The organism is Anaeromassilibacillus sp. An172 (assembly GCF_002160515.1).
Lineage (GTDB): Bacteria > Bacillota > Clostridia > Oscillospirales > Acutalibacteraceae > Limousia > Limousia pullorum.
Genome location: NZ_NFKS01000007.1, coordinates 31,493 through 44,430, shown reverse-complemented (window position 1 = coordinate 44,430; position 12,938 = coordinate 31,493). Strand labels below are relative to the sequence as shown.

The window sequence follows — 12,938 nt, the reverse complement described above, 5'->3', positions numbered from 1 at the left end:
TTTATCTAAGCCTTTAAAGCTGTTCTTCAATTCGGTCGATAATTTGCTGAATACCCAATTCCTCAAGGTGCTGGGCAACTTCTGCCATACCTTTTTCAATGCTTTCTTCAGTTATATTTCCGTTTTCATCGGCTAAAACTCCGTTATCATAGAAAAAGTTTCTGGTTATTTCACAGACATAAAGGTCGATTTGTTCTTTTACATCCTCAAGTCCAGTAAGGTCAAAACCGTTTGGTTTGTCAATCTCCTGAGCGTTTTCCAATGCTTCAAGATAAGGGGCGATACGGTCGCCGTTTTCATCTTTTGGAGAGAAAGCTACTCTGCAAAGTTCCTCATCAAAAAGGCTCACATAGTATTGGTCACTTTCTGAGTAAAGGGACTTTTTAACATCCTTGTCTGTTATGAGGTCGTAAAGAAATGCTAAAGCTTCATCCTTTTTCTCGGTTTTTGAGGATACAGCAAGACCGCAGAGACTTGTTTTTTGTATGGATTCCGGAGAATAGTAAATATATTTTCCTGAACCGGTGGGCAGAAGAGTAAAATCGCCTGCCACTATAGGTAAATCCTTTACTCCGTGCCCCATTGAATTGTTTATATCAAAGGTGTCTAATTGCGTTGTATATCCCTTTTCACGATATCTCACCATAGCTTTTACATAGTCTATAAAGTATTCATCGGAGAAAAGGTTAAAAACTTTCGGCTCTGTTTCCCTTGTCATTCCCACTCCCGAAACCGGGAAAAGATAGGTATATATTTCAAGATAAAACATCAGATTTTTGGGTACAACGTAGTGAAAACCGTAAACACCGTATGGAAGAACGTATTTTTTATCAATGCTTGTGTCATGATTCACTATATCCACAAGGCTGTCTGTGGGAAGATATATAAGGGTGCTTGAATATTGTGAAAGCTTTTCAAGAAGCTGGTCGGCTTCTGTTATATCCACCATGTATTCTTCCATAGGCAGTTGAGCTTCCTCGAATAACTTTGTCTTAACTCCAAAGCTTGTGCCTACTGATATTGCATTTTTTACTGAGCTTATGTTGGTGGGGAATATGTACTGAACGCCGTCAAATTTTCCGTAATCAAGATTTTCTTCAATGACATATTGCTCTGTAATTGTGTTCACTATAATTTCCTCCTGACCCTCAAAAAAGATGTCGTCAAGAGCCATGAAACATCCGTTTTCCACACAGTTTATAATGTCTTGAAGATACGACGTGAAATCATCGGGATTGTTACTGTTTTCCAGATAGAAAATATCGAAATCTGAGGAAAGCTTTTCATAATCATCGTTGTAGTCGGAATAATTAAAGCCGGAAATATCCACACGGTAGGGCTTTGACAGGTTTTCAAGCTCCGCATTGAGAGAGCTTTCCAAAATTACGGCGTCTTCCTCTGAACATCTGTAAATACCCCATTTAATTGTGGCTGTGTTTTGTTCTTCCTTACATCCTGAAAGGGTAAGAACACCTGCAAGTACAGTGACTGCAAGCAGACAGCATAGAATTTTCTTAAAATTTTTCCTCATAATATCAACTCCTTACTTTTGCAATTATTTTTAATATTTCGTTAATTTAATTATATAACATCCAAAAAACTTTTCAACAATTTATGTAAAAATTAAGAATTTTTTAATAATTGGAAGGTGTTGTAAATAAAAAAATCAGCGCCCAAAAGGACGCTGATTAGTATGTAGTTATATTAAAGTATTTCTAAAAGATTTTTGCTGTTTTTCCAGAGAATTTTTTCTTTCAGTTCCTCGGAAAGAGGAAGCTCTTTAAAAAGCTTCAAAGCATTTTTCTGGTCATCCCAAGGGGAATCGGTTCCGAAAAGAATTTTGTCGGGATTGTGGTTTTGTAAAATTCTTAAAATCTGCTTTTCATCAAACTTTCCTATGGTGAAGCTTGTGTCGATGTATACATCCTTGCTCACAAGGCAATCTTCAACATCATCCATATATCCATAACCGCCCATGTGTGCGGCGATTATTTTTGCACCGTTAAGTCTTGGGAGAATACCGGCAAGTCGTTTCGGTGTGCTTCTGTGAACATCCGGGAATGATGGATCCATTCCGCAGTGGATTAGGATTATAAGTCCCAGCTCTGCGGCGTATTCCATAATGCGGACAACCGCTTCGTCGTCGAGATATAGTCCCTGAAAATCAGGATGTATTTTTATTCCCTTTATTCCTGCTGATTTAAGTCTTTTAAGCTCCTCTTTCATGTCGGGATTTAAAGGATGACAAGCGCCGAAGGAATAAAGTCCTGTTGTATCGCCCTGGTTGTTTACCTCTATTGAATAATTGTTTATTGAATGAACCTGGTCTGCTCTTGAGGCTACCGGCATGTTTACGCTTATGTCAATGCCGTTTTCCCTCATGGATTTTATTAAATCCTCTTTGGTACCATTTAAAAAGGCGTGAGCGCCTGCGGAATTTTCCAAAGCCTTTATAGCGTGGGGTGCAAGCTTTGGCGGAAAAATATGTGTGTGAATATCTATAACCATATAAACACTTCCTTGATTTAAAGCTATAATTTATTAAAAGAATACAGTATAATTATACATCTGTTTTCACAGCAATTCAAGTTAATTTTTCCGTTGTTTATTTGAATAAAGGGAAACAGCGGGGAAAATACTACTTTAAAACAAAATGATAAAGGTGATAAACATGAAAAAAATCACAAAAGAGGAATATTCAAAACTGACAGAGAAAATCTCTCCGCCGTCGCCCACTTTGAAAAACTGTGTGTTTGCATTTCTTATAGGCGGCTTGATTTGCACCGTGGGTCAGATTTTTCTTGATACCTATTTGAGCTTTGGCTTTTCAAAGGAAGAGGCAGGAATGCTCAATACAATTACAATGATTTTTATAGGTGTAACATTGACAGCTTTCGGAATTTATGAAAAGATAGGAAGCAAGGCGGGAGCCGGAACCCTGGTTCCCATAACAGGCTTTGCAAACTCCGTGGCGTCCTCAGCAATCGAATTTCGCACAGAGGGTTTCATAACCGGAGTGGGAGTTAAGATGTTCGTAATAGCCGGCCCCGTAATAGTCTACTCGATAGCCGCAGGCGTGGTTTACGGGGTTGTTGTTTTTCTTATGAAGATTATAACAAAGGCATAGGAGGTAAAATTCCTATGCCTTTGTTATAGAGTTTGTATTCTTGCTGAAATAAGATTTATCAGATTTTCCTTTTGTTTGTCGGCGATTAAAGACTCTTTGCACATTGAAATGAGTTTATCTTCCGATTTTTTCAGCTTGTCTATCATTTTCTCGGCGGCGGTTTTTGAAAGACCGGAGTTTTCGGCAAACACAAGAAAATCTTTTCTGCGTATGTTTGTTTTTTTACCGTTCATTGTCAAGGCAAACTGTTCCTTGTCCTCCGGCATTATTGTATTGACAGGAAGCAGATCGTAGGCCGGTGAGAGAACATATTCCCCTGAGCCTTCAAAGGTTTCTATAAGGGAAAAGTTTTTAAGATGCATGTCGGAATTTCCAACAATATATGAAAATACAAGACGCATGAAAAGCTCTGTCATATCAAGTCCGGTTCGTGAGGAATATTTGCTTATTATTTTTGCACAGCGCTCATAGGAGCCTCTGTATTTATCCTGTGTAAGTCTCAGGTCAAGCTGACAAAAATCCTCCATAGCCAGCATCTGTATTTTTCCTTTATCAGAAAAAATTCTGTCCACACGTTTTGTTATATAGGCGAGATTTTCTCCGTCTTTTACAAGTGCATGAGGAACCGTAGGAATTCCAACAACATCAGCCATTGTCATTATAAGCTGTTCCGCCTGAGGAAGACATTCAAATTCTTCTACCTGAGGTTTTAAAATGTATCCTGTGGGATAATTTACGATTGTAAGCTTTGTTTTTTTATCGGTTGACAGATGGAGAGATAATTTTTTCTGTACGCCGGGAACGGTGTAACCTCTGTTTATATTTTCTGATACCAAATGTATCAAAGCTTGGTTTGATATTTCAATTTCCGGAAGCTGTGCAGTTCCGAAAAATTTTTTGATACAGCTTTTATGCCATCCTGTTTCGTATTCCTGTGTTTTTAAAGGCTTACCGCAGCAAAGACAGTTCATATGCGTTCCTCCCTTATACTTACATTTCCTATGCAGTCTTTACAGGCAACCATGAGAAGCTGAAACCTGTCTTTTGTGTCGATTTTCCAGTTTCTGCTGACGATATTTAACAACCAGCCTTCGGGTATTAAACCGTCAAAAAAAGGAAAAAGAACTTTTGATGTGTACATTTCTTTTTGTAATGGAAGGGTAAGGGACACGGGAGCAGGGTTTTGGGATAAAAGATAGTTTTCATCGTAGAGAAAAGAATAACCGCTGTCTGTTTCTTTTAATTCTCCTGCGTAAATATTTCTCACATACACATAGGCAGTTCTGAGAGTCTGCATTATTTATCTTCCTTTCTGCCGGGAACCGCTTCCATGCCGAACATGGCAAGTGCGGCGTTTACTTTGTCCATTCTTACTGTTTCTTTACCTTGTTCCAAATCCCTTACAAATCTAAGGCCAAGCCCCGAACGCATGGCAAATTCCTCTTGGGTAAGACCTGCCGCTTTTCTGTTTTCTTTAATAAATCTAGCAATCCTGTTCATGGTATCACACTTTCAATAATTTTATTGTTAATAATTATTTTATACCTTATCGGGTATAAAGTCAATGATTTTTTATAAATTATACCTTTTCGGGTATATTTTATGTGTTAATGATAATTTTATACCTTATCGGGTATAAAAATAAACTTAGATTTTCAAAAAAGGAAATAAAATCTCATAGATAAATTGCTGTCAAAAGTTCCTTTAAAAACAACCAACACCACCGGGTGTTTCTTGGTAGAGCTTAAAAATTTCCCCAAAGACGTTTTAATGCTTTTGGGGAATTATTTTTTGAAAAATCTTTATTAAAATGAAAAAAATCCCGTAAAATACGGGAAAAAGGCAAAAATGCCCTTGACAAACAAAATGAGATGTAGTAAATTATTAAGATGTAACATCATGGGGATATGTGTCTGCTTGTCTTTAAAAACAGGCAAAAAAAATTTGTTGACCGTTGGTATATTAGCACATAATATGCCGGATTGTCAAGAGTTTTTCAGAAACATTTCCTCCCTGATTAAAACAGAAAAATTGCTTATTTTGTGACTGCATTATTATATCGCTTTTGTCGCATGAAGCAAAACCCTAAGCTTTAAAAGCTTTGAGGGAACAGCGTTAGATTTTTTATCCTAAATGATTTCTTAAAGGAGTGATACGCCCGATGGTAAATGTCAAACCGGTAAAGCTTGGAAACAACATCAGACAGAGCTTCGCAAAAATTGACGAAGTTATCGAAATGCCAAACCTTATTGAGGTTCAGAAAAAGTCATATGACTGGTTTATCAAAGAGGGACTTGCAGAGGTATTCAAGGATGTTTCAGGAATAACCGATTACACAGGTAATCTTGTTCTCGATTTCATTGACTACAGTCTGGACGTTGATAAGCCCAACTACAGTGTTATCGAATGTAAAGAGAGAGATGCAACATATTCCGCAGCATTGCGTGTAACTGCTCGTCTTATCAACAAGGAAACAGGCGAAATTAAGGACTCCAACGTGTTCATGGGCGATTTCCCGCTTATGACCGCAAGCGGCACCTTTGTTATTAACGGTGCAGAAAGAGTTATAGTTTCTCAGCTTGTAAGAAGCCCGGGCGTTTATTATAAGATGGACCACGACAAGACAGGTAAAGAGCTTTTCAGCTCCACTGTTATTCCTAACAGAGGTGCCTGGCTTGAATACGAAAACGATGTAAACGACGTTTTCTATGTTCGTATAGATAAAAACAGAAAGATTCCGGTTACTGTTTTCATCAGAGCCTTGGGACTTGGCACAAACGCAGAAATCCTTGAGTGCTTCGGCGACGACGCAAGAATTAAGGCAACTATTGAAAAGGATACAACAAACTCAGTAGACGAGGGTCTTATTGAAGTATACAAGAAGCTCCGTCCAAGTGAGCCTCCTACAGTTGACAGCGCAAAAACCCACATTCACAATCTGTTCTTCGATTCAAGAAGATACGATATGTCAAGGGTTGGCCGCTATAAGTACAACAAAAAGCTCGGTATATCCAACAGACTTGCAGGCTGTGTTTTGGCAGAGCCTATTGCAAATCCGAGAACAGGCGAGGTTATGGCTCTTCGTGGCGACACAATTTCCAGAGAAAAGGCAAAGGAAATTGAAAATGCCGGCGTAAGCGTTGCATTTGTTGCAGGCGAGGACGGAAAGGTAATCAAGATTATATCAAACGGAATGGTTGATATAAACGAGTACGTAAGCTTTGACGCAAAGAAAGAATGCGGCATAAACGAAAAGGTAAGCTTTGCAGTTCTCTGCGAAATCCTTGACAGCTGTGAGAATGAAGAGGAACTCAAGCACACAATCAAGAGAAGAGCTGCTGACCTTATTCCTAACCACATAACAATCGACGATATTTTCTCTTCAATCAACTACATGAACTGCCTTGCAGAGGGCATCGGCGTTACAGATGATATCGACCATTTGGGCAACAGACGTATCAGATGCGTAGGCGAGCTTTTGCAGAACCAGTTCAGAATCGGTTTCAGCCGTCTTGAAAGAGTTATCAGAGAGAGAATGACATTGCAGGCTTCCGACCTTGAGTCACTTTCCCCCGGTTCTCTTATAAATATCAGACCTGTTACAGCGGCAATCAAAGAGTTCTTTGGTTCTTCACCGCTTTCACAGTTCATGGACCAGAACAACCCTCTTGCAGAGCTTACTCACAAGAGAAGACTTTCAGCATTGGGTCCTGGCGGTCTTTCCAGAGATAGAGCCGGATTTGAGGTTCGTGACGTTCACTACACCCACTACGGACGTATGTGTCCTATCGAAACTCCTGAAGGTCCTAACATCGGTCTTATTTCCTACCTTGCAACATTTGCAAGAATTAACGAATACGGCTTCATTGAAGCACCATTCAGAAAGATAAACAAAGATACCGGCGTCGTAACAGACGAGGTTATCTACATGACAGCGGACATGGAAGACGAATTTGCAGTTGCTCAGGCTAACGAGCCTTTGGACGAAAACGGCAGATTTGTTCATAAGAAAGTAAACGGACGTTTCAGAGATGAATTCGTTGAATTCCCGGCAGAGCGTTTCGACTTTATGGACGTTTCTCCAAGAATGGTTGTTTCCGTTGCTACCGCTATGATTCCGTTCCTTGAAAACGACGACGCAAACCGTGCTTTGATGGGTTCAAACATGCAGAGACAGGCAGTTCCGCTTCTCGTTACCGAGTCACCAATTGTTGGTACCGGTATGGAGTACAAGGCAGGCGTTGACTCAGGCGTTTGTATCCTCTCAGAAGAGGACGGCGTGGTTATGAGCGTTGACGCAAACCACATCAGAGTTCAGTATGACTCAGGCAGAGTTCAGGACTTCGACGTTATCAAGTTCCTCCGTTCCAACCAGGGAACATGTATAAACCAGATTCCGGTTGTTTCAAGAGGACAGAGAGTTGTAAAGGGCGAGGTTCTTGCAGACGGCCCTTCAACAAAGAACGGCGAAATTTCCCTTGGTAAAAATGCCCTCATCGGCTTTATGACATGGGAAGGTTACAACTACGAGGACGCAGTTCTCATCAATGAAAAGATAGTTAGAGATGATGTTTACACATCAATTCATATAGAAGAATACGAAACAGAAGCAAGAGATACAAAGCTTGGACCGGAGGAAATCACAAGAGATATTCCAAACGTGGGCGAGGATATGCTCAAAGACCTTGACGAGGACGGTATTATCCATATCGGCGCAGAGGTTCATGCAGGCGATATTCTTGTTGGTAAGGTAACACCAAAGGGTGAAACAGAGCTTACAGCCGAGGAAAGACTTTTGAGAGCTATTTTCGGCGAGAAGGCAAGAGAAGTAAGAGATACATCTTTGAGAGTTCCTCACGGTGAATGCGGTATCGTTGTTGACGTTAAGGTGTTCACAAGAGAGGACAGCCGTGACGAGCTTCAGCCCGGCGTTAACAAGGTTGTACGCTGCTACCTTGCTCAGAAGAGAAAGATAAGCGTAGGCGACAAGATGGCCGGACGTCACGGAAACAAGGGTGTTGTTTCCAGAATTCTCCCTGTTGAGGATATGCCATTCCTTCCGGACGGTACTCCGCTTGATATCGTTTTGAACCCGTTGGGCGTTCCTTCACGTATGAACATCGGTCAGGTACTTGAGGTGCATCTTGGTTATGCAGCAAAGGCTCTTGGCTGGAAGATAATGACTCCTGTATTCGACGGCGCACACGAGCAGGATGTATTCGAGGCTTTGGAACAGGCTGGCTACAGCCGTGACGGTAAAACATGGCTTACCGACGGACGTACAGGCGAGCGTTTCGACAACCCTGTTACAGTAGGTTACATGTATTACCTCAAGCTCCATCACCTTGTTGACGATAAGATTCACGCAAGAAGCACAGGTCCTTACTCCCTTGTTACTCAGCAGCCTCTGGGCGGTAAAGCTCAGTTCGGCGGCCAGCGTTTCGGAGAAATGGAAGTTTGGGCACTTGAAGCTTACGGCGCAGCTTATACACTTCAGGAAATCCTTACAGTTAAGTCCGACGATGTTGTGGGACGTGTTAAGACCTACGAGGCAATCGTTAAGGGTGAAAACATTCCTACACCTGGTATTCCTGAGTCCTTTAAGGTTCTCATTAAGGAACTCCAGTCCTTGGCTCTTGATGTTAAGGTTCTCGATAAGAACAACGAAGAAATCGACTTGAAGCAGAAGTTCGACGATGACGACGATATTCCGACACATGCAGATGACGGAGAAGAGCCGGATACAGTATTCGACGAAAACGAAGTAATGACAAATATGGACGACGGTTTCTCCCTTGACGAGGATTCCAACGAGGGCAACTTCTTTGACGAGCGTTCAATATTTGATGACACCGATGATTCCGCCTTTGATTATGACGATCACGGCGCAGATGAGTTTTAAGGAGGAGAAGCACAATGGATCATAATGTTTTTGAGTCTATTAAAATAGGACTTGCTTCCCCTGACCAGATAAGAGCATGGTCTTATGGCGAGGTAAAAAAGCCGGAGACAATCAACTACAGAACATTGAAGCCTGAGGTTGACGGCTTGTTCTGCGAGCGTATTTTCGGACCTACAAAGGACTGGGAATGTCACTGCGGTAAGTACAAGAGAATTCGCTTTAAGGGCAAAGTCTGCGACCGCTGCGGCGTTGAGGTAACAAGAGCTAAGGTAAGACGTGAGCGTATGGGTCACATCGAGCTTGCCGCTCCTGTATCACATATCTGGTATTTCAAGGGTATTCCATCAAGAATTTCACTTATGCTTGATATTTCCCCAAGAATGCTTGAAAAGGTTCTGTATTTTGCCTCATACATCGTAACAGATCCCGGCGACTGCCGTGACCTTGTGAAGATGCAGTGTCTCTCAGAGCGTGAATACAACGACATGAGAGAAAAATATGACGACGATTTTAAGGCGTCTATGGGTGCGGAAGCTATCAAAGCGCTTTTGCAGGAAGTAAACCTTGACGAGCTTTCAGAGCAGCTTAGAGCACAGCTTGAAAACGCTTCAGGTCAGAAGAGAGTTCGTCTTTTGAAAAGACTTGAGGTTGTAGAGAGCTTCAGAATGTCAGGCAACCGTCCTGAGTGGATGATTCTTGACGTTGTTCCGGTAATTCCACCGGATATCAGACCGATGGTTCAGCTGGACGGCGGACGTTTCGCAACCTCCGACCTTAACGACCTTTACAGACGTGTAATTAACAGAAACAACCGTCTTAAAAGACTTTTAGAGCTTGAAGCTCCGGATATAATTATCAGAAATGAAAAGAGAATGCTTCAGGAAGCTGTTGACGCACTTATCGACAACGGCAGAAGAGGCAGACCTGTTACAGGTCCTAACAACCGTCCTTTGAAGTCACTTTCAGATATGCTTAAGGGTAAGCAGGGGCGTTTCCGTCAGAACCTTCTCGGTAAGCGTGTTGACTACTCCGGACGTTCTGTTATCGTTGTTGGCCCTGAGCTTAAAATGTATCAGTGCGGTCTTCCTAAGGAGATGGCATTGGAGCTCTTTAAGCCATTCGTTATGAAGCGCCTTGTTGAAACAAAGAATGTTGTAAACATTAAGGCAGCAAGAAAGGCTGTTGAAAGAGCAAAGCCTGAGGTTTGGGACGCTCTTGAAGTTGTAATCAAGGGACATCCGGTACTTTTGAACCGTGCTCCTACACTTCACAGACTTGGTATTCAGGCATTCGAGCCGGTTCTTGTTGAAGGCCGTGCATTGAAGCTTCACCCACTTGTTTGTACAGCATTTAACGCCGACTTCGACGGCGACCAGATGGCTGTTCACGTTCCTCTTTCCGCAGAGGCACAGGCTGAGGCAAGATTCTTGATGCTGGCTGCCGGAAACCTTTTGAAGCCTTCCGACGGACGTCCTGTTGCAGTTCCTACACAGGATATGATTCTTGGTTCTTACTACCTGACCCTTGATAAGGACGGAGAACCGGGCGAGGGCAAGGTATTCTGCGATGTAAACGAAGCTATGATGGCATACAGCGCAGGAGTTGTAAAGCTTCATTCAAAAATCAAGGTTCGCCGCACCATGGTTATCGACGGTGTGGAGGAATCAGGTATCATCGATACTACAGTTGGTAAGATTATATTCAACGATCCAATTCCTCAGGATTTGGGATTTGTTGACAGATCTAAGCCTGAAAATAAATTTAAACTTGAAATTGACTTCCTTGTTGGCAAGAAGCAGCTCGGTAAAATTGTTGACGCTTGTATCCGTATCCACGGCGCAAACGTAGCCGCTCAGGTGCTTGACGATATCAAGGCACAGGGTTACAAGTACTCAACAAGAGGTGCTATCACCGTTGCGGTTTGCGACGCTGAAATTCCACCGGCAAAGAAAGAGATTATCGCAGCCGCTGAAAAAGAGGTTGACGAGGTAAGAGAGTACTACATGAACGGTATGTTCTCCAACGAAGAGCGTTATGCAAGAGTTCTTAAGATTTGGGAGAAAGCCACAAACGACGTTACCGCCGCACTTCAGAAGAACTTGGGCAGATACAACCCAATCTACATGATGGCGGATTCCGGTGCCCGTGGTAGTATGAGCCAGATTCGTCAGCTTGCCGGTATGCGTGGTCTTATCGCCAACACATCAGGTAAAACGATCGAAATTCCAATCAGAGCTAACTACCGTGAAGGTCTTAACATTTTGGAATACTTTATTTCATCCCGTGGTGCTCGTAAGGGTCTTGCCGATACAGCTCTTAGAACTGCTGACTCCGGTTACCTTACCCGTCGTCTTGTTGACGTTTCACAGGATGTTATCATCCGTGAGGACGACTGCGGAACCCACGAAGGTCTTGAAATCTTTGACATCAAGTCAGGAAATCAGGTTATCGAAGGTCTCCACGAGCGTCTTGTGGGCAGATATCTTGTTGATGATTTCTGTGATAAGGAAACAGGCGAGGTTCTTGTATCCAAGGATAAGATGATGGACGAACACGATGCAGATATTATCGTAAATGCAGGTACAGAAAAGATTACAATCCGCAGCATTTTGGGCTGCCGTGCAAAACACGGTGTCTGCAAGAAGTGCTACGGTTCCAACCTTGCAAACGGTATGCCTGTTAATGTGGGTGAGGCTGTTGGTATTATCGCAGCTCAGTCAATCGGTGAGCCTGGTACACAGCTTACAATGAGAACCTTCCATACCGGCGGTGTTGCTTCCGCAGAAGATATCACACAGGGTCTTCCACGTGTTGAAGAGCTTTTCGAAGGCAGAAAGCCAAAGAGCCTTGCTATCATCAGTGAAATCGACGGTGTGGTTCGCTTTGAGGAAATCAAGAACAACAGACACGCTGTTGTATTCAATCCGGAAACACAGGAAGAGAAACAGTATCTCATCCCATTCGGATTCAGAGTTAAAGTTGAAGAGGGACAGCAGATTAAAGCCGGCGATAAAATCACCGACGGTTCTGTTAACCCACATGATATACTTGCAATTCTCGGCGCAAATGCCGTACAGGACTACCTCATCTCTGAAGTTCAGAGTACTTACCGCTTGCAGGGTGTTGATATCAACGATAAGCATATCGAAGTTATCGTTCGCCAGATGATGAAGAAGGTAAGAGTTGAGGATGCCGGAAGCACAGAGTTTATGGCAGGCCAGATGTACGACAAGAACGACGTACTCTTTGCAAACGAAGAAATTCAGAAGAGAATCGCAAACGGCGAAACCGGACTTAAAGAGGCAACATATACTCAGCTTCTCTTGGGTATCACAAAGGCATCTCTTGCAACAGACAGCTTCCTGTCTGCCGCTTCCTTCCAGGAAACAACAAGAGTTCTTACAGATGCCGCTATTAAGGGTAAGGTTGACCCGCTTATCGGACTTAAGGAAAACGTTATTATCGGTAAGCTTGTTCCTGCCGGTACAGGTATGGCAAGATATAACAACATCCAGATAGAGGAGAACACGCCGGCTGTTCAGTCCGCCGCCAACGTAACTCCTCTCGAAACCTCCGACATAGAAGACTCCTCCGAAGAATAATTTTTAATTCCGATGTGCAAAGGTTATTTTAAGAAATAAACGCCTGCACACATCGGGCGAGACCTTTTGTTTAGTCTTTGGAGTGGTTTGCTCACGGTTGAGTTTCGTTTTTAAATATTAAAATTTACAGCCACGGTTTTAAATAGCCGTGGCTGTGTTTTTTATATCAGTGTTTTTAATTCTGCCCTGCATGGTTTTCTTATGAAAATAAGGATGATTAAAAGGCGGGCGAGACGTTTTGTTCAGTCTTTGGAGTGGCTCGCTCACGGTTGAGTTTCAATTTTAAATATTAAAATTTACAGCCACG

At 42.4% G+C, this 12,938-nt stretch carries 8 protein-coding genes; 3 read left to right on the top strand and 5 right to left on the bottom strand.

Annotated elements, in window-relative coordinates; all coding sequences use genetic code 11:
- Positions 1-13: 13 nt before the first annotated feature.
- Entirely contained in the window at positions 14-1,531 is a 1,518-nt protein-coding gene (locus tag B5F08_RS04860) for a hypothetical protein (protein WP_087376944.1), read from the bottom strand.
- Positions 1,532-1,704: 173 nt separating this feature from the next.
- Positions 1,705-2,508 carry an amidohydrolase family protein gene (locus B5F08_RS04855; RefSeq protein WP_087376942.1) on the bottom strand — a complete coding sequence of 268 codons (804 nt, stop codon included), beginning with the start codon at positions 2,506-2,508 and terminating at the stop codon, positions 1,705-1,707.
- Positions 2,509-2,671: 163 nt separating this feature from the next.
- On the opposite strand from B5F08_RS04855, the gene spoVAC reads away from it, so the two are divergent.
- Entirely contained in the window at positions 2,672-3,127 is a 456-nt protein-coding gene (spoVAC, locus tag B5F08_RS04850) for a stage V sporulation protein AC (protein ID WP_242968277.1), read from the top strand.
- 23 nt (positions 3,128-3,150) lie between these two features.
- On the opposite strand, the gene B5F08_RS04845 is transcribed toward spoVAC, so the two are convergent.
- The 3 genes from B5F08_RS04845 to B5F08_RS04835 are packed head-to-tail and all read right to left on the bottom strand — an operon-like array spanning position 3,151 to position 4,627.
- Complete coding sequence (locus B5F08_RS04845; protein WP_087376938.1) at positions 3,151-4,098, bottom strand: HipA domain-containing protein; 948 nt, start codon at positions 4,096-4,098, stop codon at positions 3,151-3,153.
- Positions 4,095-4,424 (bottom strand): HipA N-terminal domain-containing protein, encoded by a 330-nt coding sequence (locus B5F08_RS04840; RefSeq protein WP_087376936.1) that lies wholly within the window; start codon positions 4,422-4,424, stop codon positions 4,095-4,097. Before B5F08_RS04840 ends, B5F08_RS04845 begins: the two co-directional genes overlap by 4 nt.
- Positions 4,424-4,627 (bottom strand): helix-turn-helix transcriptional regulator, encoded by a 204-nt coding sequence (locus tag B5F08_RS04835; RefSeq protein WP_087376934.1) that lies wholly within the window; start codon positions 4,625-4,627, stop codon positions 4,424-4,426. Before B5F08_RS04835 ends, B5F08_RS04840 begins: the two co-directional genes overlap by 1 nt.
- 661 nt (positions 4,628-5,288) lie before the next feature.
- On the opposite strand from B5F08_RS04835, the gene rpoB reads away from it, so the two are divergent.
- Positions 5,289-9,029: a DNA-directed RNA polymerase subunit beta gene (gene rpoB / locus B5F08_RS04830; protein ID WP_087376932.1), complete on the top strand. Its 3,741-nt coding sequence runs from the start codon at positions 5,289-5,291 to the stop codon at positions 9,027-9,029.
- 14 nt (positions 9,030-9,043) lie between these two features.
- Entirely contained in the window at positions 9,044-12,631 is a 3,588-nt protein-coding gene (gene rpoC, locus B5F08_RS04825; protein WP_087376930.1) for a DNA-directed RNA polymerase subunit beta', read from the top strand.
- Positions 12,632-12,938 lie beyond the last annotated feature (307 nt).

Coding starts and splice junctions, on each gene's coding strand:
- B5F08_RS04860 (WP_087376944.1), bottom strand. CDS start 1,531: ATGAGGAAAAATTTTAAGAAAATTCTATGCTGTCTGCTTGCAGTCACT.
- B5F08_RS04855 (WP_087376942.1), bottom strand. CDS start 2,508: ATGGTTATAGATATTCACACACATATTTTTCCGCCAAAGCTTGCACCC.
- spoVAC (WP_242968277.1), top strand. CDS start 2,672: ATGAAAAAAATCACAAAAGAGGAATATTCAAAACTGACAGAGAAAATC.
- B5F08_RS04845 (WP_087376938.1), bottom strand. CDS start 4,098: ATGAACTGTCTTTGCTGCGGTAAGCCTTTAAAAACACAGGAATACGAA.
- B5F08_RS04840 (WP_087376936.1), bottom strand. CDS start 4,424: ATGCAGACTCTCAGAACTGCCTATGTGTATGTGAGAAATATTTACGCA.
- B5F08_RS04835 (WP_087376934.1), bottom strand. CDS start 4,627: ATGAACAGGATTGCTAGATTTATTAAAGAAAACAGAAAAGCGGCAGGT.
- rpoB (WP_087376932.1), top strand. CDS start 5,289: ATGGTAAATGTCAAACCGGTAAAGCTTGGAAACAACATCAGACAGAGC.
- rpoC (WP_087376930.1), top strand. CDS start 9,044: ATGGATCATAATGTTTTTGAGTCTATTAAAATAGGACTTGCTTCCCCT.